Genomic DNA, 20,861 nt, shown 5'->3' on the forward strand with positions numbered 1-20,861 from the left:
ACCCCTCTCCCTGAGGAGCCGGGTCTTTTCCGCCCGACAGGCGGACAGCGGAACGCCGGAGGCGAGCCTCCGTAGGTTGGTATTTCAACGGCTCGCCTCCGGCGCTCCGCGCGGTGTCTTTTCGGGGTCTTCTCGGCTCATCCGCCCTGTCTTGCGCCTCGGCCTTTTCAAGCCGAAACGCCGACCTCGGGCAGGCAACACCGGCTGCTGGCTCTTCGCCCGCCGCACCTTTTCAGCGCGGCGACCTCAAGCGGACCGATCCGCACCCGCGCCGTATTACGCGAGGGGCCAGCGGAGCCTCGAACCCGTCCGGGACGCGGACACCCTCCGGAAGGGGCCACGCCGCGGACACCGCCCGCCTCCCCGAACGATCCCGGCGATCATTCGTGTCCCTTCGGGGAGACGGTGCCGAGATTGTACGGGCGGTGTCAGGGGGCGGGGATAAGTTTTTTGCCGGATGGCGGAGGGCCTAAAACAGGGACTTCACAAGCGCGCTGCCGACCGGCCTTCAACCGTACAATCGTTCGTCCCACCATACCGGCTCGGGCAGCTCATGGGTGATCCCGCCGGCATCCGGGTGGCGAGGGTTGATCAGGATGTTGCGCTCGATCCGGGCGGGGATCGAGGGGACGAGAAGGAGGGCGCTGCGTGCTTCCTCGTACCACTCATTTCCCACAGCCTTGCAGATGCGCTCGTCCGCGCCGTCCCAGCCCGGATGCGCTTCAGGCTGGAAGATCGTAGCTGGTGCCGTTCGGAATGGTGATCCGAATATAATGCTGATTGGGCGGCAGTACCGAATTGGCGTGGACCAGCTTTTCCAGCATTGCGGTCGAGTAGTGTTGGGACGTGTAGATTACCGGGCTCGCCGACGTGTTCCACCGCCCCGGATAAAGGCGCGCGCCGTCGGCACCATAGATCGGATGGGCACCGTCCGGATCGCCGATGCGATAGGCGGTGAGAACCCTGTCGGTTCGACCTCCCCTCACACCCCGCCACCATAGGCCGTGCGTCCGATGAGATTGACGACGAGGTCCGCGCCCGGGCTGGTGCCGAGTGCGATGTCGAGCGGCGGCTTGCCGTCGAGCATCGGATGCGGCCGGCCAAGGAACTCGCGGGCCTTCTCAGGGCTTTTGTAGACCTCGAGCGCGAAGCTGAACACCTTGGCGAGCCGCGCCAGGCGATCGCCTTCTTCGCGGGTCAGGCGCTTGCTCGCAGATCTGCGACGCCGTTCGAGCGTCGCCTTCGGAATCAGGCGGACCTTGATCCGGACGTCATCCGGCGCGACAGTCTCGGCCAGCCGGTCGAGGGCCGTGACGGGCAGGCCCTCCTCGATCGCCGCGAGAAAGGAAATGGCAGAGTGTCCACGCTCGATGCCGAGCAGAGCCTCGATCGATACTGTCACCTTACGCCCCCTGCCTCGGTCGAGGCAAATATATGCTTCAGATGGACTGACTGCAACGCGACCCCGCATGGTGGAACCTCTACAGGGGAAATCGCTCCGGCGCCTTGGCCGTGCGCCTTCGCCGATCTGCTCCGCCTGCCTTGAACCGTTCGGCCACGCTCGGGTCGCTTTCCCGGCGCCGTTCGCCGCAAGTGGCGCTTGAAATCGGAACATAGCGCAAACACCCTGCATGGGGCGGCTCACTCTCAGGCGCCCGCCGGTCCGTTGTCCGGCCCATGACAAATGGCGTCGACGACGAGCGCAATGCGTTGAGCCCTGAAGGCCGGCCGGATGCGGCCGTGTCGGTCGAGTTCCGCCAGGCCGTGCAGGGCGCCCCAGAAGGTCTCCGTCGCAAGCTCCGGATCGTCGCAAAACGGGGCGATCACCGCCATCAGCGCCCCGAACGTCGTCCGCAAAGGCGGCGGCGTATCCGATTTGGCAAAACGCAGGCCGGTCGGCAGAACGAACATCGCTTCGTAGATCGCGGGCCGCGCGAAGGCGAAATCCAAAAAGCCCGTCGCCACGGCTTCGAGAGCCTTGCGGGGCGACGCGGTCGTGTGGGCCGCTGCGCGCAGGGTCTCGGCGAGATCGGCAAAGCCCTCGAGCGCCACCGCGCCGACGATGGCATCGCGGCTGGCGAAGTGGGAATAAACCACCGGCTGGCTGTATTCGATGTCCTGCGCGAGGCGCCGGATGGTCACCGCCGGCCAGCCCTCCTCCTCGGCAATGTGGCGAGCGGTCGCAACGATGCGGCTTTCCCGCTCCGCCTTTTCGCGGAGCCTGCGTTCGGTGATGCCCAAAGCCGGCCCTTCCTGATCGATCGCGCAGGATATCGTCAACGCACGGAAATTTTCTATGGACCCTTGTTAATCTAGCGATGCTAGAATATGTAGCGTAACAAGGATCGCAAGAGTCGACCGCTCTGCAGGGAGTTTCGAATGTTCGATTCCATCGTTACCGCGTCGGGCGAACCGCTTGCGGCCTGGCTTGCCGCTGCAGCCTTCGCGGCGGGCGGCATCGCCAATGCCACCGGTCATCCCAAAATTCGCGCGAGTTTCACCAATCTCGGCTTTCCCGGCTGGTGGTGCCGGGTCACGGCCGTTCTCGAACTCATAGTCGCCATGCTGCTGCTCTTGCCGGCAACCCGCGTCTTCGGCGTCGCCCTCGGCACCTGCATCATGGCCGCCGCAGTGTGGGCGATCCTCTCGCGGCGGCTTTACGGCCACCTGCCGCCGCCGATCCTGTTCCTGCTTCTCCTTGCCTTGGCCGCTCTCGGCCAGACCGCCTGAAAAAGCTCCATCCCACAAAGGAAATGTCTCATGTCCGACACCGCCGTTAAGACCGCTGTCGTCTACCATTCCGGCTACGGCCACACGCAACGCATGGCCGAAGCGATCGCAAAGGGGGCGAATGCCGCCCTGTTGCCGATTGACGCTGAGGGCAATCTTTCGGACGAGCAATGGGCGACCTTGCATGCCGCCGATGCCATCGTCTTCGGTTCGCCGACCTACATGGGCGGGCCAAGCTGGCAGTTCAAAAAATTCGCCGATGCCTCTTCGGGCGCGTGGTTCGAAGGGAAATGGCAGGACAAGGTCTTCGGCGGCTTCACCAACAGTGCGAGCCTCAACGGCGACAAGCTCAACACGCTGAACTACTTCGTGCTGCTCGCCGGGCAGCATGGCGGCCTGTGGGTGTCGCTGGCGTTGAAGCCGGCCAACACCAAGGCCGCGGTGCGCGACGACATCAACCGGATGGGCTCCTACCTTGCGCCGATGGCCCAGTCGGATGCCGACGCCGCGCCGGAGGAGATGTCTGAAGGCGATCTCGAGACGGCGCGTCTCTACGGTGCGCGCATCGCGCAGACGGCGCGGCGGTTCGACGCCGAGCGGCGCAGCTGATCGGAAAACCGCGTCGAAAGGCGCCGATCGCGGAAGCTTCCACATCGCTTCCGAGCCGTTCCGCCGTCTCCTCCTTTCATCTTCCCATGCCGTGATACGCCGCGTTCGGGCGCATGTCGCTCGCCGCGGCGACGCGGTTCGACATGGCGAAGAAGCCGGCGACTTGCGCGATGTCGAAGATCGCCCGATTGGAGAAGCCGGCCCTCCTCAGCGCCTCGCGGTCGGCCTCGGTGATCAGGTCGGGACGCTCGGTAAGCGTCGTCACGAAATCCAGCATCGCCGTCCGCCTTTCGTCGAGGCCGGCGGCGCGCCAGTTCTGGGCGATCGTCTCGCCGAGGATCGGATCGCCGGAAAGTTCGCGCACCGCGGCGCCGTGCGCGGCGAGGCAGTAATGGCAGTGATTGATCGCCGAGACGGCGACGGCGATGATCTCACGGTCGAGCTTGGAAAGGTCGCTGTCGGCCAGCATCACCTCGTTGTAGAAGCGCGAAAAGGCTTCGAGCTTGGCCTCGTCGAAGGCGTAGGCGAGAAGGACGTTCGGGACGAGACCGAGCTTCTCCTCGCATTTGTCGAAATAGGCCCTCGTGCGCTCCGACAGCGGCTCGGCAAGGCCGAGATCGAGGGCCGTCACCGGCCGGTCGGGTTTTTCGCTCATCGTTTTCCTCCCTTTGACGCCGCAGCTGACGTCGCGTCCTGCGGCATCCGGCCGCCCTTGCCGGGCAGACCGAGCCTCGCAGTCTGGGCGTCCTGACCTATGATTGATGCCACAGACAGGGGCGCGCGAGGAGGGTCGGCGACGTGAGCGAGGATAGCAACCCGAAGAAGATCGAGGTCGTCGGCGCCGTCGCAAGGGCGATCGGCGAGGACATGCCGGGGGCAAAGCTCGCGCCGCTGCTGTTTGCCCGCCCGCCGGTGGAGGATCTCGAGGCCTTCGACACCGCGGCTCTCGCCGCCGCCGCCCGCACCGGCGCCGAGGCGCTGGCCGCCCACCGGCCGGGCAGGCCGCTGGTGTGGATCGATCGGCCGGATGACTTCCGCCACAAGGGTGAGCCGCAGGAACTCGTCACCATCGCCTGTGACGACATGGCATTCCTGTTCGATTCGCTGACCGCCGAGATCGCCGAGCGGGCGAACGAGATCCACTACATCTCCCATCCGATCCTCGACGTCAGCCGCGGCGAGGACGGCAGCCTCGCCGATTTCGCCGCCTCGAGGGTGGGCGAGGAGACGCGGGCGGGGACGACCCGCACCAGCCTCATCCAGTTCGCCGTCGACCCGCTGGCCGGCGGCGACCCGGGCTCTGGCCTTTCCGAGGCGCTGGCGACGATCCTTGCCCAGGTGACCCATGCCAACCGCGATTTCGTGCCGATGCGCGAGCGGGTCAACCGGGCGGTCGAGGACCTGACGCGGCGGGCGGCAAGCCTTCCCGAAAGCGAGCGCCAGGCTGCCGAAGAGGCGGCGCGGCTGCTCGAGTGGCTGCGCGACGACAACTTCATCTTCCTCGGCACCTGCGACTACGACTATCACGGCGAGCGCGACGGCGAGATGCTGGAGCGGCGCCAGAGCGACGCGCTCGGCATCCTCTCCGACCCCGACATCCGCATTCTCGGCCGGCCGGGCCGCCCCCTCGTGACGACGCCGGAAATCCGCGACTTCCTGAAGGCGCCGGCGCCGCTGATCGTCACCAAGGCGAATGCCCGCTCGCGGGTGCACCGCCGGGCCTACATGGACTATGTCGGGGTCAAGCAATATGACGATGACGGTCGGCTGACCGGCGAACTCCGCATCGTCGGCCTGTTCACCTCGACCGCCTATACCCGCTCGATCCTGACGATCCCCTATGTCCGGCAGAAGGCCGAGACGGTGATCGACAAGTCCGGCTTCCGGCCGGGCTCGCATTCGGCCAAGGCGCTTCTCAACGCGCTCGAATCCTATCCGCGCGACGAGGTCTTCCAGATCGACGCCGAGCTTCTGGAGCGCTACGCCGCGACGGTGGTCGAGCTCGGCGAGCGGCCGCGGGTGCGGGTGCTGCCGCGGGTCGACAAGTTCGACCGCTTCGCCTCGATCATCGTCTATGTGCCGCGCGACCGGTATGATTCGAGGCTCCGCGAGCGGATCGGCCAGCTTCTCGCCGAGACCTATGACGGCCATGTCTCGGCCTATTATCCGGCCTTTCCGGAGGGGCTGCTGGCCCGCGTCCACATCATCGTCGGGCGGGCCGGCGATCCGACGCCCAACGTCGACATCCCAAGGCTCGAGGCGCGCATCGCCGAAATGGCGAAGAACTGGGAGGACGAGTATATCGCCGCCCTCGGCCATGCCGGCGCGCCGGTCCACCACCGGCGCTTTGCCAGCGGCCTGCCGGGCACCTACCGCGACAGCGTCTCGCCGGCCGAAGCGGTGCGGGACGTCGCCGTCATCGAGAAGCTGTCCGAGGAGGCGCCGCTTTTCGTCGACTTCTACCGCCGCGACGGCGACACCGCCGATACGGTGCGGCTGAAGATCTACCATCTCGGCCGGGCAGTCGCCCTGTCGACCAGGGTGCCGATCCTCGAAAACATGGGCTTTTCCGTCGTCTCCGAGCGGACCTTCCGGCTCGCCCGGCCGGACGGCGACGCCGTGCATCTCCACGACATGGACCTCGTGCGCGCCGGCGGCGGCAAGCCAATCGGCCTCGACGACGACGGCAAGGCGCTGGAGGACGTGTTCGGCGCGGTCTGGCGCGGGCAGATCGAGAATGACGGCTTCAACGCCCTCGTCCTCGAGGCCGGGCTCGATTTCCGCAAGGCCAACGTCCTGCGCGCCTATTCGCGCTATCTGCGTCAGGTGGGGCTCGCCTATTCGCCGGACTATCTCGCCAATGCGCTGATCCGCCATGCGGGGATCACCAAGGCGCTGTGGCAGATGTTCGAGACCGCCTTCGATCCCGAGCGGGCGGGCAGCGCGGGAGATACAGCACCGGAGGACTCCGACGAGCCGGAAGACCGGGAGGAGCGCCGCGCCAGGGCGCGCGGCGTCGCGCCGATCCTTCACGAGATCCTCGAGGCGCTCGACGACGTCGATTCGGCCGACGAGGACCGCATCGTCAGGCGCTTCCTCAACGCCATCCTTTCGACGCTGCGCACCAACTACTTCGCCGTCGACGGGATCAGTGCCGAGGCCGATTCCGAGCCAGGCCGGGTCCAGCCGGCGCTGGCCTTCAAGTTCGATTCCCGCGCCGTCGAGGGCCTGCCGGCGCCGGTGCCGTTTCGCGAGATCTTCGTCTTCGACGCCCGCGTCGAGGGCGTGCATCTGCGCTTCGGGCCGGTGGCGCGCGGCGGCCTTCGATGGTCCGACCGGGCCCAGGACTTCCGCACCGAGGTGCTCGGCCTCGTCAAGGCGCAGCAGGTGAAGAATGCCGTCATCGTGCCGGTCGGCGCCAAGGGTGGCTTCTATCCCAAACGCCTGCCGGACGCCTCGCAGCGCGACCAGTGGTTCGCCGCCGGCCGCTCGGCCTATGTGGTCTTCATCGCCTCGCTCCTGTCGGTGACCGACAACATCGTCGGCGACGACGTGGTGACGCCGGATCGCGTGCGCTGCCACGACGGCGACGACCCCTATTTCGTCGTCGCCGCCGACAAGGGGACGGCAACCTTCTCCGATACCGCCAACGCCATCGCCCAGTCGGAGGATTTCTGGCTCGACGACGCTTTCGCTTCCGGGGGCTCGGCCGGCTATGACCACAAGGCCATGGGCATCACCGCGAGGGGCGCCTGGGAGGCGGTCAAGCGGCATTTCCGCGAGATCGAGCGCGACGGCCGCGACGAGGACGGCGCCTGGGACATCCAGGCCGAGAGCTTCACGGCCGCCGGCTGCGGCGACATGTCGGGCGACGTCTTCGGCAACGGCATGCTGTTGTCCGACAAGACCCGGCTGATCGCCGCCTTCGACCACCGGGACATCTTCATCGATCCGAACCCCGATGCGGCGAGCGCCTTTGCCGAGCGCAAACGGCTGTTCCAGCTGCCGCGCTCCTCCTGGCAGGACTACGACGCCACCAGGATCTCCCATGGCGGCGGCATCTTCTCGCGGCGCGAGAAGGTGATCCACCTGTCGGACGAGGCGGCTGCCGCCATCGGCCTCGACCGCAACGAGGGCACGCCGCCGGAGATCATCACCGCGATCCTCAAGGCCCCGGTCGATCTCCTCTGGTTCGGCGGCATCGGCACCTATGTGCGCGCCTCGAGCGAAAGCAATGTCGATGTCGGCGACCGCTCCAACGATGCGGTGCGCGTCACCGGCCTCGACGTCCGGGCGAAGGTGATCGGCGAAGGCGCCAATCTCGGCGTCACCCAGAAGGGCCGCATCGAGTTCGCCCGACGCGGCGGACGGATCAACTCCGACGCCATCGACAACTCCGCCGGCGTCAACACCTCGGACGTCGAGGTGAACATCAAGATCGCCCTCAAGGGAGCGATGAGCGGCGGCAGGCTGGAGCGGCAGGAACGCGACCGGCTGCTCGCCTCGATGACCGACGAGGTCGCCGACCTCGTCCTCGCCAACAATTACGAACAGACCCTGGCGATCTCGCTGGAGCAGCGCGACGGCGTCTCGGCGCTGGCGCTGCAGTCGCGCTTCATGAGCGTTCTCGAAGGCGCCGGCCTGCTCGACCGGGCGGTGGAGACGCTGCCGTCGGAGGCCGCCATCGCCGACCTTCGAAGCACCGGCCAGGGCCTGACGCGGCCGGAGATCGGCGTCCTTCTCGCCTATGCCAAGATCACCCTCTTCGACGACATCGTCGCCAGCGGGCTGCCGGACGATCCCTATCTGGAAGACCGGCTGCACGACTATTTCCCGGCGCCGATGCGCCGCGACTACTCGCGGGACATCAAGGGCCACCGGCTGGCCCGCGAGATCATCGCGACGGTGCTCGCCAACGAGGTGGTGAACCGCACCGGACCGACCTTCGTCACCACCGTCGAGGAATCGTCCGGCGCGCCGCCTGCCTCGGTGGTCCAGGCCTTCGTCGCCGCCAAGGACGGCTTCGACATCCGCGATCTCTACGAACGCATCGACGCCCTCGACGCCAAGCTGCCGGGCCGGCTGCAGAACGCCCTCTACCGCCAGGTCGGCTGGTTCTTGCGCCGGCTTACCAACTGGTACGTCCTCAATGAGAGCTTCGAGGCGGGCCTGACCAGCGTCGCCATCGAGAGCCGCGACGCCCTCGGCCAGCTGAAGGACCGGCTCGGCGAGATCGCCTCCGACGCCGCCCGGCAGGAGGCCGAGCAGCGGATTGCCGACTGGGCGCGCCAGGGCGTGCCGCAGGATCTCGCCGAGGCCGTCGCCATGCTGCCGCTGGTGGCGCTGATCCCCGACATAGCGGCCGTCTCGAGGGAGACGGGCCGGCCGCTCGAAGAGACGGTGGAGAGCTATTTCGAGATCACCCGGCTGTTCGAGGTCGGGCGTCTGGAGGCGGCGCTGTTCCGCCTCGATTCCAGCGACTATTTCGAGACGCTGGCTCTGCAGCGGGCCGAGAGCCAGATCGCCAGGGCACGGCGCCAGCTGACGGCCGCAACCTTGAAGAGCGGCCAGGACGCCGAGAGCTGGGCCAGGGATCGCCATGCCGCGGTGGACCGCATCCGCAGCCAGCTCGTGGCGCTGGCGGGCTCCGGCGAGACGTCGGTGGCGCGGCTCACCGTCGCCGCCGGCCTCCTGTCGGATCTCGCGGCGCAGGTGTGATCCTGCAAGCTTCACACCTTTGGGCGGACTTCCTCGGCATGGAAGAATGGTCGCCAAGCTTGAAGCTTCGTCATCCCGGCCCCTGAGCCGGGATCCATTCCTCAGCGGTGAAGCGGCCTGTTTGGTGAAGGCAAAACAGTGCTTCGCAAACGACCGCCGCAAAGACGGCAACGATTTGGAATGGATCCCGGGGCAAGCCCGGGATGACGAGGTGTTGATGCCGTCACCCATTCTGCAAGGTCGATGAGCCGCGCGATCCGCTGATCGCCGGACCGGGAGGGGATGGGCGAATGCGGAAAGGCCTAATCCGGAAGACACAAACCGAAGCGTCCGATCAACGCCTCTCCCCTGCTTTGCGGCCTCCGGCCTTTAAGGCCCAGCTTGCCGGCGCTATTTGGAGCCGGCGAAAGCTCACTTCTTCTTGTCGCCCGACTGCGGCGCGGCGAACTTGCCGGGCACGGTGGCGGGCGCCGCTGCCTTGGCCTTCTTGTCGGCCTTCGGCTTGCGGACTTCCTTGTTGCTGCGCATCTGGCCCTTAGCCATGGCTGTGGTCCTTCGAGGTTGCGATGGTGAATGTCGGAGCGCGACACGGAATTTCAGAGCGCCGTCCGGCCTACCGCATCGGCCTGAAAATCGGATTCGATTTTCGGAAAGCACGATGCGGTGATCCAATAACAGAGAGCGTCTTTTGTGCGTCCATTCGGACGCACGGCGCTTCCGGGGGCATGCGACGCGCCGGCACTTCGATCCTGCGCCTGCCGAAAATCCGCTGCGATCTTCGGGTCGGCTGGACAGGACGCGCCGTGCCGTAACACCCTGATTTCATGTATCGAGCTCACCGAAAATCGAATCCGATTTTCGGACCGATTCTGTAGCATGCCGTCTGACGAAAGGCGGGAGATTTCTTTCGGCTGCTGCTCCCGCCTCGTAGTGTCCGCCGGCTGCCCGACTCGGTCTCAGACCCCGAAGGTCACCAGGCCGCGTTCGTCGATCGGCCAGGCGGGATTCCAGGCGATCTCCCAGGCATGGCCGTCCGGATCGGCGACATAGCCGCGATAGCCGCCATGCGGCGGCGCGCCCGCCTCCCTGAGGAGCGTTCCGCCCGCCTCGACGAGCCGCTGCAGAACGGCGCGCACCTCGGCCTCGCTTTCAACATTGTGACCGAGGGCGAAGGCGCTCGGCGCCGATGCGCTCTCGCGCTGCATGTCGCCATCGAGGCCCGGATTTGTCCAGGTGGCAAACATCAGGCCGTTCATCTGATAGAAGGCGATTTCATCGTTCTCGAAGACCGGCGACCATCCGAAGCCCCCGACATAGAAGTCACGGGACCGAGGGAGCGATGCGACGCCGAGTGTGACGACGGAGATCTGTTGTTGCATATCCAAGCCCTTTCGCTTGTCCGCGCAGGGTTGCGTCGGACATTGAAGGTCTTGGGCCGTCGCCATCGCGACGGAAGGACCCGCTTGGGCGGGGGCCGGGCCAACCGCACCGACCTAACCTGTTTCAGACGCCCCCATCCTCGTTCATCTTGCCGCCGCGATCAAGACGCGACGAAGGCGCGGGCCGGAAAGCCGGACAAGGGCGGATCGACCTGTCCTTCGGGATCGGGCATGCGAAACCGGCTGAGAGGCCTATCGGCGGGTCAGGCCGATGAGCCTTTGGCGCAGTTCCGCGATGTCCGAAGCGGCTTCGCCTTCGCGGATCGTGACGCTGAGCCAGGCGCCATCGACTGCCAGCCGCACGACCTCCAGCATCGGGTCGTCGTCGGTGTCCTGATGCCGATGCTGGCGCTCGTCGAGCCAGCCTGCCCAGAGCCGCCGCAGATGCGGCTCTGCGACCATCGCCACCGAGAGGGCGGCCCAGGGCGTATCGAAACCGAACTCGCGACCGACGAAGACGCTGTCGACATAGGCCCGCGTGAAGCTTCCCCGCGGTTCGGGATCCTTTTCGATCGCCGCGTCTATCTCCCTGTCCAGACGGTGGAGAAGATCGGCGACCATGCCTTCGACGAGGGCCTGCTTGGTGGGGAAATGGTGGAACAGCCCGCCCTTGGTCACCCCGGCGGCATCGGCCACGGCCTGCACCGTGATGCCGGCAAGCCCCCTCTCCACCGCCAGCGCCTCCGCACAATCGAGCAGCCGGCGCCGCACGACCTCCGGCTGTTTGCGGCGGGCGTTGCTCATCGTCAGTGGGTCGCGGCCTGGGAGAAGGCCTGCATCACGACGACGCCACCGACGATCATCGCGATGCCGACCATCGCGGCTGCGTCGAGAGCCTGATGGAAGACCGCCCATCCGACGACCGCTGTCAGCACGATGCCGAGCCCGGCCCAGATGGCATAGGCGACGCCGAGCGGCATCCCCCGGAGCGCCTGGGCGAGAAAGAAGAATGCCGCCGTGTAGAGGATGGCCATCGCCAGCGTCGGCAGCGGCCGGGTGAACTGCGCCGACCGCTGCAGGAAGAACGTGCCGGTCACCTCGCAGATGATGGCGAAGGCGAGATAGCCATATGCGAGGAAGGCCGAGGTCATCGCCGTCACCGATCGGAAGAATGAAGTGGAGCCAGATACCAACCACGCGGTATGTTTCCCGTCAAGTGGAGGAGTGGTGTGCGGACGGCCGCGGGCGGCCGCGGCTGGGCCTGGGGCTGGGGCTGGGGCTGGGGCTGGGGCGAACTTGCGGCATCGGACCTGCCGGCTATAGTGATCTTCCCTTGCGGAAGATTGGAGTGAAAGCCGATGCTGCATGCGAGGTCTGCCGGTACGGTCGCATCGCAGTTGCGGCGGGCCGCGCTGGCGGTCGGTCTCTGCCTGGCATGGGGCGAGGCTTCGGCCGAGGACGGTGCGGCCGCGGTGATTGCGCTCTTCCCGGTGCAGCTTGCGGGCGAGCCGGACACCCTTTCGCCGGATGTTTCCGGCGCGATGCTGGGCGCCCTTCGAAAGATCGCGAAGGGCCGCAGGATGACCTGCCCGGACAGGGTCACCCGCCTGGTGACGGCTGGCGAGTCGCAGCTCGTGACGGCAAGGACGCTGCAGTCGGCGAACGAGATCAGCGAGGCGGAGATCGCCGAGGTCGCCGCCTCGGCAGACGGGCTGCTGCTGGTCCACTCGTTCTCGGGGACGGGCTATCCCGACCCCTATACGGGCAAGCCGCGAATGGCCGCCGAAATCCGCTACAGGCTGCTCGACCCGGCCAGCGAAACCGTTCTTCTCCAGGGCTCGGAAGCCGCCGCGCAACTCGATGGCGGACGCTGCAATGCCGACGATCTGTCCGGCAAGGCCGCGGAGGCCGACCGGAAGGCGGCGATCGCCTGTTTCGAGGCTGCGCTCGGCAGCGCCTATCCGCACCTGGTCGACAGTCTGCCGGCAAAGATCGTCGGCGCGGCCGCCTGCCCGCCGATCTTCAATGGCCCGGGCATCATCGTCGCGGTCGACCGCAGGCCGGAGGCCGCACTTCGCTCGCCATACAACGAAATAGCCGTGCTCGAGGGCCTGCGCGAGGTCGTCGCTTCCCTGCCATCGACCTATCCGAAACAGGCGTTCCGCCAAGCCGACGACGACGTCGCGAAGCGGTTTTCCGGCGGCGGCGAGACCGAAGAGGCGGATATCGGAAAAGCCGCTGCAAGGCTTGCGGGCAAGGCCGACTACCTGCTCGTCTATACGCCGACGGCAAAAGCTGGGCCCGACGACTTCACCCAGGTGATGCAGCTCGAGGCGGCGATCAAATTCAAGCTCTTCGACGTGGCCGCCGGCGAAATGGTGGCCGATGGCAAGTTCGAGACCTCCGGCGAGATGTTCACCGGTTGCGCTGCCTCGATCGGCAGCGTGCCGGCGCAGCCGGCCTGCGTCAGACGCTTCGTCGCCAACACGTTGAAGCGCCTCGCCAGGGACATGGCCGAGAAGGTGGTGTTCACGCTTGCGAGCCGCGCCACCGCGCAGTGACGGGGTTGGCGGAGGGGGCGGATGGCCGGCAGAAATGCGACCCGTCGTCAGTCGAGCGTCGCCTCGTATGCTCCCACCAGCATCGGCCCGCAGATCGGAATCGACTTTCGGAAAGCGCGACGCGGAGATTCAACAAGTTGGAGCGTGGTTTGCGCGACCGAATGGACGCGCGTCGCTTAAAATTTCCTGCGTCAGCGATCGCGTCGTCGTCTGCCCCGGCACACTCGCATCGCCATGGCACGAGTCATCGGAGAGCATCCACCGGGGTGAGGTTATGTTTCCGGCAAAGACGTCGGAAAGTCGCTGTCAGCGATCAGTTGACGCATGTCAACGGTTCGCTTACATCTCTTTCGTCGACCGAAGCCGTTGCCCGCCCGGATGCTATCGATGATCAGGACGTTTCGCAGCAAGGGACTGGCAGAGTTGTGGTCGCGTGGAACGACTGCCAAGATCGACAAGAAGATGCACAAGCGCCTGCTGCTCCGGCTCGATCGACTGGAGGCCATATCGTCCCTCGACGAGATGAACCTGCCCGGCTTCAACTTTCATCCACTGCTGGGATTTTCGCCGACGCGCTACTCCGTCCACATCAATGGTCCGTGGTGCGTGACATTTGAATTTGAGGGCGGTGACGCCTACCGCGTGGATTTCGAACAATACCACTGATCGGAGGATGGTATGGCCGAATACAATGCCGTCAGGGGGGCGAACCGCTGTCCCTCCCATCCCGGAGCGCTTCTGGCCGATCTTCTGGCGGACATCGGCCAGAGCAAGGCCGAGATTGCTCGGTCCCTCGATATTTCGAGGCAGCATCTCTACGACATCCTCAACGAGTCCAAGCCCGTGACCCCGAATGTCGCGGCAAGGCTCGGAACATTCTTCGGCGACGGCGCCGGGGTGTGGTTGCGCATGCAGGCGGCCCACGATGCCTGGCATGCCGAACGGGACGTGGATGTCAGCCGGGTCAAGAAACTCGGCGTCGCTTGACCGCCGGCCGGGCGACCCTCTACCTCGCAGATCGGGGCGGCTGCGACCGCCCCGCACCGACAGCCGGGGGCTTGCCACGTGACATCGGATGATCTGACGCGCGAGGCGCGCCCCGCCCTCAAGCGGCCCGGCGTCTGGGGCTGGATGGCCTTCGACTTTGCCGCCCAGCCCTTCTTCACCGTCGTCCTCACCTTCGTCTTCGGCCCCTATTTCGTCTCGCAACTGGCGCCGGACCCGGCGACGGGTCAGGCCTGGTGGGGCCTGTCCGCGGCGATCGCCGGCGTCCTCGTCGCCGTCGGCTCGCCCTTTCTCGGCGCCGTCGCCGACCGCGCCGGCCCGCGCAAGCCCTGGATCGGCGGCTTTGCCGCGTTCAAGATCGCGGCGCTCTGCCTGTTGTGGTTCTCGGCCCCCGGATCATCGCTGTTCGTCGCGACGCTCTTCATCGTCGTCGCGACCGCCGCGGCGGAATTTTCCATCGTCTTCAACGACGCGATGATCCCGCGGCTCCTGAAGAACGAGGAGATCGGCCGGATCTCCAACATCGCCTGGGGCCTCGGCTATGCCGGCGGCATCGTCTTCCTGATCGCGGCGCTGGCCTTTCTCGCCGGCTCGAAGGACACCGGCCTCACCCTTCTCGGCCTGCCCCCAGCCTTCGGCCTCGATCCGGCGGCGGGCGAAGGCGCGCGGGCGACGGCGCCGCTGGCGGCGCTCTGGTATCTCGTCTTCATCCTGCCGATGTTTTTCCTGACGCCGGACCGGCCGAAGGGCGAAAGGGTCTCGGCAGCGATGCGCCAGGGGCTCGGCGACCTTGCCGCGACCTTCCGGGAGATCCGCACCCGCCGGCCGCTGTTTCAGTTCCTGCTTGCCCGAATGATCTATCAGGACGGCGTCAACGCCCTCATCGTCCTCGGCGGCTCCTTCGCCGCCGGCATGTTCGGCTGGACGCTGATCCAGAGCGGGCTGTTCGGCATCATCCTCAACGTCGTCGCCATTCCGAGCTGCTTCGTTGCCGGCATGCTCGACAGGCGCTTCGGGTCCAAGGCCGTCGTGGTGATGGCCATCCTCTCCCTGTCGATCGCCACGATCGGGATCATCTCGACCAGTCCGGACGCAACGCTCTTCGGCCTCCTCGGCTTCGATCCGCCGGCCGAGGGCCGCGGCGTCTTCGCCAGCGGGGCGGAGCGGAGCTACATCGTCTTCGGCCTCCTCATCGGCCTCGCCTTCGGGCCGATCCAGGCCTCGTCGCGCTCCTGGATGGCGAAATCCGTCACCCCGGAAGAGGCCGGCCGCTATTTCGGCTTCTACGCCTTCATCGGCCGGGCGACGTCCTTCCTCGCACCGGCGGTCGTCGCCGGGGCGACGCAGGTCGCGGCAGGAAGCTTCCATCCGGTCACCGCCTCGCGCATCGGCATGGCGAGCCTGATCGCCTTCTTCGTCGTCGGGCTGGTGCTGGTGCTGCGGACGAGGGGGCCGCGGGAGACGAGGCAGGCATAGGACAGCGGGCGGCGTCACTCGCCGCTCCCATCGCCCTTCGAGGCTCGCTGCGCTCGCACCTCAGGATGAGGGGATCGGCAGTGCTCGCGGGACCGCACAGCCATGACGCTCCGCCCTCAGCGCGAGGGCCCGGCCGCCGCCTCGATCCGCGGCATCGGCATGCGGTGGCCCTTCAGCCGGTGCTCGACATGGCGCTCGATGGCCCGCTTGGCCTCGTCGCGCACGCTCTCGGTGGCGGCGAGGATCTCCCGCGAGCGCAGGAAGTCGAGGACGCCGTAGCGCGACACCGCGGGGCGGAAGAGGAGATCGGGCGGCGAGATCGTCAGCTTGGTGTCGATGATCGACTGCATGGTCAACTGCGAGGCGCCGATCATCGCCTGAACGGGGGTGGGCATGCGGCTGCCGTCGCCATCCGGCCCGCCATTGACGTCGACGGCGATAGTGAAGTCGGCGACCCCCTTCAGCCGGTCGAAGGGCAAGGGATTGTAGATGCCGCCGTCGACCAGCACCCGGCCGTCTCGGCGCACCGGGCGGAATACCGCCGGGATCGCCGCCGAGGCGGCGATGGCGCTGCGCAGGTCGCCGCTGTCGAGTTCGCATTCGGCCCTGGCGAAGTAATCCGTCGCCATCACCCCGAGCGGGATCTGCAGTTCCTCGAATGTCAGCGGCACGTCCGGCGGCATGAAGGCCATGATCACCCGGCGGGCATTCAGCTGGCCGATGCGGAAGCCGCCGTCGCTCAGGAATTCCTGCAGCGACACCGGCCGCGTCTGCCACAGCCGGCCGATGACGATGCGCGGGCTGACGAAACAGTCGAGCATGTAGGAGCGAATGTCCCGCGCCGGCATGCCGGCGGCGTAGCCGGCGCCGATGATCGCGCCGATCGACGAGCCGGTGATGCGCACCGGACGAAGGCCGAGGTCGTCCAGCGCCTCGAGGACGTGGATGTGGGCAAGGCCGCGCGCGCCGCCGCCGCCGAGTGCGAGGCCGAGCCGCATGCCGCCCGCCTCAGGCGCCGGCGGACCCGACCGTCACGACGGTCGGCTTGGCGTCGAGGAGCTTTTTTGCCGCCGCCTTGACGTCGTCGAGGGTCACCGCGTCGATGATCGCCTGACGCTTGTCGATATAGTCCGTGCCGAGATCGTCGAGCTGGATGCCGACGAGGGTCTGGGCGACGGCAAGCGAGGAGTCGAGATTGCGCACCGCATAGGAGCCCTTGACATAGGCCTTGGCCTTTTCGAGTTCCTGTTCGGTCGGACCATCCTTGGCCATGCGCTCGATCTCCTTGCGGATGATGTCGACGGTCTGCGGTGCCGCATCCGCCCGCGTCGCCGTCGCGATGCCGAGGATGCCGGCGTGGTCGTAGGTGGCGAGATAGCTGGACGCGCCGTAGGCGAGGCCGCGCTTCTCCCTGATCTCTTCATAGAGCCAGGAGGTGAAGGAACCACCCCCGAGGACGTGATTCATCAGGTAGGCTGCGAAAAAATCCTTGTCGGAGCGCAGGACGCCCGGCATCGCGACGCGGATGTTGGTCTGCGGCACGGCAAGGTCGACGGAAACGGTCTTGCCGAGGACCGGCTCGGCCATCGGCACCTTCGTCAGCTCTGCCCTGGCGGCAAGATCGCCGAACACCTGGTCGAGGCGGGTCTTCAGATCTTCCGGCGTGATGTCGCCGACGACGCCGACGACGAGATCGTCCTTGGCGAAGACCTTCTTGCGGAAACTTTCCAGATCGGCGGCGGTCACCTTCGCCAGCGCTTCGGGCGTGCCGTCGGTCGGCCGCGAATAGGGATGGCCGGCAAAGACCGTCTCGCGGAAGGCCTTGGAGGCGATCTCGTCGGGATCGTTGCGGTTGGCGAGGATGCCGGTGACGATCTGGCCGCGGATGCGGTTCACCGGTTCCTCGTCGAAGCGCGGCTCCGTCAGCGCCAGATGCAGGAGATCGAAGGCCTGGTCCTCAAAATCGGTGATGGTGCGGAACGAGCCGGTGAAGTTGTCGTAGCTCGTGTCGTAGCTCATCGAGACGCCGAGATCGTCGAGCCTGGCCTGGAAGTCGGCGCTCTTGATATCGCCGGCGCCCTCGTCGAGGAGGCCGGTGAGAAGGTTGGCAAGCCCCTCCTTGCCCTCGGGATCCTGGGTCGAGCCGCCGCCCTTGAAGGCGAAGTTGACGGCGATCAGCGGGTTGGAATGGTCCTCGACGAGGAGCGCCTTGATGCCGCCGGGGCTGACGACCTCCTGGATGTCGACGGCGGCCGCGGGCGCCGCCGAAAAGGCGAGGAGGCCGAAGGACAGGCCGGCGACGAGGCCACGGACGCGCGGGGAGAGGCTTGCGATGGTCATGACGATCTTTCGGGAACGGGCGGTTACGAGCGCGACGGAGCGGCGGCGGCGGCGGGCTTCTCGCCCTCGACGTCGCCGGCAGGCTTCGCCTCGCCCGTCTCGGCGGCGGCCGTCACGGCCTCCTTCGGCTTCAGATAGCCGGTGACCGAGCGCTCAGGCGTCAGATACTTGCGCGCCACGGCATTGACTTCGGCGACGGTGACCGCCTCGATGCGGTCCGGCCAGGTCTCGACGTCCTTCAGCGTCCGGCCGGTTGACAGCGCCGCGCCGACGCGCCTTGCCATCGCCGTCTGGCTGTCGCGCAGATAGATCATGTTCTTGCGCACTCGGTTCTTCGCCCGCTCGAGCTCGGCCTCGGTGACGCCCTTCCTGACGATCTCGGCGATCTCGGCGTCGATCGCCGTCTCGATGTCGGCGATGCTCGCCTCGCCGCGCGGCATGCCATAGACGCCGAACTGGCCCTCCTTGAGCGCCGTGCCGGAATAATAGGCGCCGGTGCCGGCGGCGATGCCCTTCTCGACCACCAGCGAACGATAGAGCCGCGAGGTGGTGCCGCCGCCGAGAATGTCGGAGAGGACGTCGAGCGCTTCCGCCTCGCCCGGCGCCGCGATGGTCTCGCCGGGGACGAGATAGGTCCGCTGCATGGAAGGCTGCGTCACCTTCTCGTCGGCCAGCGTCACCGTGCGGGCCGCGAGCGGCTCGGGCTCCAGCGCCCGGGCGCGGTCGCCGGGATCGGCCCGGCGCTTGACCTTGCCGTAGGTCGCCTCGGCGAGGTCCTTGACCTCCTTCGCCGTCACGTCGCCGGCCACCAGCAGCGTCGCATTGTTGGGGGTGTAGTACTTGTCGTAGAAGGCGATGGCATCGGCCCGCGACAGCTCTTCCATCTCGCGGCGCCAGCCGATCACCGGGATACCGTAGGGGCTGTTCTGGAACAGCGCCGCCTGCACCGCCTCCTGCAGCTGCGAGCCCGGATCGTTGTCGATCCGCATGCGGCGCTCCTCGAGGATGACGTCACGCTCGGGCTTCACCACCGCGTCCGTCAGGACGAGGTTGGCCATGCGGTCGGCCTCGTAGCCCATCACCATCTCCAGCGCCGACGCCGGGACCTGCTGGTAGTAGCCGGTATAGTCGTCGGTGGTGAAGGCGTTCTCCTGGCCGCCGATATCGGCGACGGCGCGGGAAAACTCGCCCTCCGGATGGGTCTTGGTCCCCTTGAACATCAGATGTTCGAGGAAGTGGGCGATGCCGCTCTCGCCCGGCGCCTCGTCCGCCGCACCGACATGATAATAGACCATCTGGGTGACGACGGGGGCGCGGTGATCCGGCAGGACAACCACCTGCAGGCCGTTATCGAGGGAGAACTCGGTGATGCGCTCCTCGACCGTCTCGTGATCGGCCGGCGTTCCGGCGACCGCGTCGGACCTGGCGGTGGCCGGCGCGTCGGCCTTCGCCTCGCTGCCGGTCTTCGTCGCGGTCTCGGCAAAGGCGCCGAAAATCGGGGTGAAAGCGAGAGCGCCCGCAAGGGCAGTGGCCGAAAGGGCCCGCATCGCCTTGGTCATGTGGTCGATGATCCTCGTCTTCTGGAATGCAGTCTGCGCAACTATGCCGAAGCGGCAGCTCGCTGGCCACTTACGGTTTCGTCAGATCGAAAACGGATCGAGCCGCGAAGCGCCGGACGCACGGTATGACGAGGGAGAATGGCGAGTTTATGGGCGCTCAGGTCGCAGGAAGCAGAGGCGGCCTCGTGACGCTTTTCCAGAAAATAGCCTTCATCCCGTCGGGTTTGCCGTGAGTGGGAAGGCGCGGGACCCACGTTTCACGCCAGACGATCACGTATCCAACAGCGCATCCATGGCCGTGATCGGCAGCACGAGGCGGTGGGCCGTGCCGATGAGACGCCGGAAGCCGAACCCCTCATAGAAGACGGCGGCGGTCTCGTCCTTCGCCTCGACGATCATGCCGAGGATGCCGATCTGCGTCGCCGCTTGCCGGGTGGTGTGGAAGGCATGGACGATGAGCGCGTCGCCATAGCCCTGGCCTTGCCAGCGTGTATCGACGGCGAGCCGTCCGAGCAGGAGAAACGGGATTTCTTCGTACGGGCCGGCCTTGAGGTCTTCGGGCAGGTGATCGCGGCGGACGGAATGGGCGCCGATCGAATAGTAGCCGATGATGGCGGGACCGTCGGCGAGGACGTAGATGCGCGTCAGGCTGCGCTTCAAATCCTGGTTGGCGTAGCGCTGGAGATAGAGGTCGAGCGCCGGGACGCCGCAATCGAATGATTTGCGGTCGTGGCCCTTCGGATCGAGCGCGACAAACTCCACGCTATTTCTGTATGTCGCGGAACATTGCAGCCGCCCTTTTCATGCGCGGCGTCGGTGCGGCCTGCGCATCGAGCGCGCCGAAGAACGCCGTCCAGTCCTCAGCGGAAAAGCGCGTCTTCTGGTGCTCGGCGATGACCGATTCTGCCTTCTCGCGGACGCTCTCCCGGATGAATTTGCTCTTGTCGAGTTTGAGATAGGCGCGCGCGGTGTCCATCATGGAGAGCGTCACCGCGTCCATGCGAACCTTCAGCGTGTCGCCCTTACCCTCCGTGTTCGTCATCGTCCGGTCCGTTGAATGCTGCCTCGATCCAAAGATTGTGCCGACGAACGTGGGGTTTTTCAACGAAAACCGCGCAATCCGCCCGCGCTCACGGGAGCGCATTACGGGTTAACCTGCGGTCAAGCCGCATCCCATCAAACCCGCCCGGCCCGTGTAAAGGGCGATCGCTTGCAGCGGGTGGCCGCATTCGCGATTGGCCTGATCTCCCCTCTTGCGGGGGAGATGCCGCCCTTCGACAGGCTCACGAGGCAGAGGGGCGCGACGGGCGCCAGGCTTTTGCGATGTCGGCGCTGCACCCCCCTCTGGGTTGCCACCCATCTCCCCCTCAAGGGCAGGCGAATCGCATATGGCCGGCGGTGATTTGAAGCTGATCGGGCTTGCGGTTTTGGCTCTGATTGATTCTGGAAGCATCCATGGAGATGTCCCGTGGAGGCGAAGATGG

At 66.7% G+C, this 20,861-nt stretch carries 19 protein-coding genes and 1 pseudogene; 7 read left to right on the plus strand and 13 right to left on the minus strand.

All coding sequences use genetic code 11. The features are described from left to right. Positions 1-508 precede the first annotated feature (508 nt). The 3 genes and pseudogenes from E3C22_RS15785 to E3C22_RS15795 all read right to left on the minus strand — a co-directional run bounded on the left by E3C22_RS15785 (position 509) and on the right by E3C22_RS15795 (position 2,241). Positions 509-986 (minus strand): annotated as a pseudogene (locus tag E3C22_RS15785) (RES family NAD+ phosphorylase). After that, complete coding sequence (locus tag E3C22_RS15790) at positions 983-1,402, minus strand: antitoxin Xre/MbcA/ParS toxin-binding domain-containing protein (RefSeq protein ID WP_245515018.1); 420 nt, start codon at positions 1,400-1,402, stop codon at positions 983-985. The pseudogene E3C22_RS15785 and the gene E3C22_RS15790 overlap by 4 nt, the downstream one beginning before the upstream one ends. Positions 1,403-1,647: 245 nt before the next feature. Continuing rightward, entirely contained in the window at positions 1,648-2,241 is a 594-nt protein-coding gene (locus E3C22_RS15795) for a TetR/AcrR family transcriptional regulator (RefSeq protein WP_134763047.1), read from the minus strand. A 138-nt stretch (positions 2,242-2,379) separates the two neighbouring features. On the opposite strand from E3C22_RS15795, the gene E3C22_RS15800 reads away from it, so the two are divergent. Both E3C22_RS15800 and E3C22_RS15805 read left to right on the plus strand, forming a co-directional pair. Beyond that, positions 2,380-2,730, plus strand: a complete 351-nt coding sequence (locus tag E3C22_RS15800) for a DoxX family protein (RefSeq protein ID WP_134762979.1) — start codon at positions 2,380-2,382, stop codon at positions 2,728-2,730. 30 nt (positions 2,731-2,760) lie between these two features. Beyond that, on the plus strand, positions 2,761-3,339 hold the full coding sequence (locus E3C22_RS15805) for a flavodoxin family protein (protein WP_134762980.1): 579 nt from the start codon (positions 2,761-2,763) through the stop codon (positions 3,337-3,339). Between the two features lie 76 nt (positions 3,340-3,415). Here the strand turns inward: E3C22_RS15805 and E3C22_RS15810 are convergent, their stop codons facing one another. Then, a complete protein-coding gene (locus tag E3C22_RS15810) occupies positions 3,416-3,994 on the minus strand; it encodes a peroxidase-related enzyme (protein ID WP_134762981.1) in 579 nt (192 codons plus the stop codon). Between the two features lie 212 nt (positions 3,995-4,206). Between E3C22_RS15810 and E3C22_RS15815 the strand changes: the two genes are divergently transcribed. Further along, positions 4,207-9,057 (plus strand): NAD-glutamate dehydrogenase, encoded by a 4,851-nt coding sequence (locus tag E3C22_RS15815; protein WP_134763048.1) that lies wholly within the window; start codon positions 4,207-4,209, stop codon positions 9,055-9,057. 411 nt (positions 9,058-9,468) lie between these two features. Here E3C22_RS15815 and E3C22_RS24905 read toward each other — a convergent pair whose 3' ends face one another. The 4 genes from E3C22_RS24905 to E3C22_RS15830 all read right to left on the minus strand — a co-directional run bounded on the left by E3C22_RS24905 (position 9,469) and on the right by E3C22_RS15830 (position 11,587). Next, positions 9,469-9,600 (minus strand): hypothetical protein, encoded by a 132-nt coding sequence (locus tag E3C22_RS24905; protein WP_280987888.1) that lies wholly within the window; start codon positions 9,598-9,600, stop codon positions 9,469-9,471. A 413-nt stretch (positions 9,601-10,013) separates the two neighbouring features. Beyond that, a complete protein-coding gene (locus tag E3C22_RS15820) occupies positions 10,014-10,436 on the minus strand; it encodes a VOC family protein (protein WP_134762982.1) in 423 nt (140 codons plus the stop codon). Positions 10,437-10,688: 252 nt separating this feature from the next. Continuing rightward, positions 10,689-11,240 (minus strand): TetR/AcrR family transcriptional regulator, encoded by a 552-nt coding sequence (locus E3C22_RS15825; RefSeq protein ID WP_134762983.1) that lies wholly within the window; start codon positions 11,238-11,240, stop codon positions 10,689-10,691. A gap of 2 nt (positions 11,241-11,242) precedes the next feature. Then, a complete protein-coding gene (locus E3C22_RS15830; RefSeq protein ID WP_134762984.1) occupies positions 11,243-11,587 on the minus strand; it encodes a DMT family transporter in 345 nt (114 codons plus the stop codon). 207 nt (positions 11,588-11,794) lie between these two features. Between E3C22_RS15830 and E3C22_RS15835 the strand changes: the two genes are divergently transcribed. From E3C22_RS15835 to E3C22_RS15850, 4 genes are all read left to right on the plus strand, one after another. Continuing rightward, positions 11,795-12,997 (plus strand): hypothetical protein, encoded by a 1,203-nt coding sequence (locus tag E3C22_RS15835; protein ID WP_134762985.1) that lies wholly within the window; start codon positions 11,795-11,797, stop codon positions 12,995-12,997. Positions 12,998-13,384: 387 nt separating this feature from the next. Continuing rightward, positions 13,385-13,663 carry a type II toxin-antitoxin system RelE/ParE family toxin gene (locus E3C22_RS15840; RefSeq protein ID WP_134762986.1) on the plus strand — a complete coding sequence of 93 codons (279 nt, stop codon included), beginning with the start codon at positions 13,385-13,387 and terminating at the stop codon, positions 13,661-13,663. 12 nt (positions 13,664-13,675) lie between these two features. Then, complete coding sequence (locus E3C22_RS15845; RefSeq protein WP_134762987.1) at positions 13,676-13,984, plus strand: HigA family addiction module antitoxin; 309 nt, start codon at positions 13,676-13,678, stop codon at positions 13,982-13,984. 78 nt (positions 13,985-14,062) lie between these two features. Beyond that, complete coding sequence (locus E3C22_RS15850; RefSeq protein WP_342635629.1) at positions 14,063-15,478, plus strand: MFS transporter; 1,416 nt, start codon at positions 14,063-14,065, stop codon at positions 15,476-15,478. Between the two features lie 116 nt (positions 15,479-15,594). Here E3C22_RS15850 and E3C22_RS15855 read toward each other — a convergent pair whose 3' ends face one another. From E3C22_RS15855 to E3C22_RS15875, 5 genes are all read right to left on the minus strand, one after another. Beyond that, positions 15,595-16,476 (minus strand): patatin-like phospholipase family protein, encoded by an 882-nt coding sequence (locus E3C22_RS15855; RefSeq protein WP_134762988.1) that lies wholly within the window; start codon positions 16,474-16,476, stop codon positions 15,595-15,597. 10 nt (positions 16,477-16,486) lie between these two features. After that, positions 16,487-17,818 (minus strand): M16 family metallopeptidase, encoded by a 1,332-nt coding sequence (locus E3C22_RS15860; RefSeq protein ID WP_134762989.1) that lies wholly within the window; start codon positions 17,816-17,818, stop codon positions 16,487-16,489. Positions 17,819-17,841: 23 nt separating this feature from the next. After that, on the minus strand, positions 17,842-19,377 hold the full coding sequence (locus tag E3C22_RS15865) for a M16 family metallopeptidase (protein ID WP_134762990.1): 1,536 nt from the start codon (positions 19,375-19,377) through the stop codon (positions 17,842-17,844). A gap of 270 nt (positions 19,378-19,647) precedes the next feature. After that, positions 19,648-20,139, minus strand: a complete 492-nt coding sequence (locus E3C22_RS15870) for a GNAT family N-acetyltransferase (RefSeq protein ID WP_134762991.1) — start codon at positions 20,137-20,139, stop codon at positions 19,648-19,650. Between the two features lies 1 nt (position 20,140). Beyond that, complete coding sequence (locus tag E3C22_RS15875; protein ID WP_134762992.1) at positions 20,141-20,419, minus strand: type II toxin-antitoxin system TacA family antitoxin; 279 nt, start codon at positions 20,417-20,419, stop codon at positions 20,141-20,143. Between the last annotated feature and the right edge of the window lie 442 nt (positions 20,420-20,861).

Source organism: Jiella endophytica, assembly GCF_004519335.1.
Lineage (GTDB): Bacteria > Pseudomonadota > Alphaproteobacteria > Rhizobiales > Rhizobiaceae > Jiella > Jiella endophytica.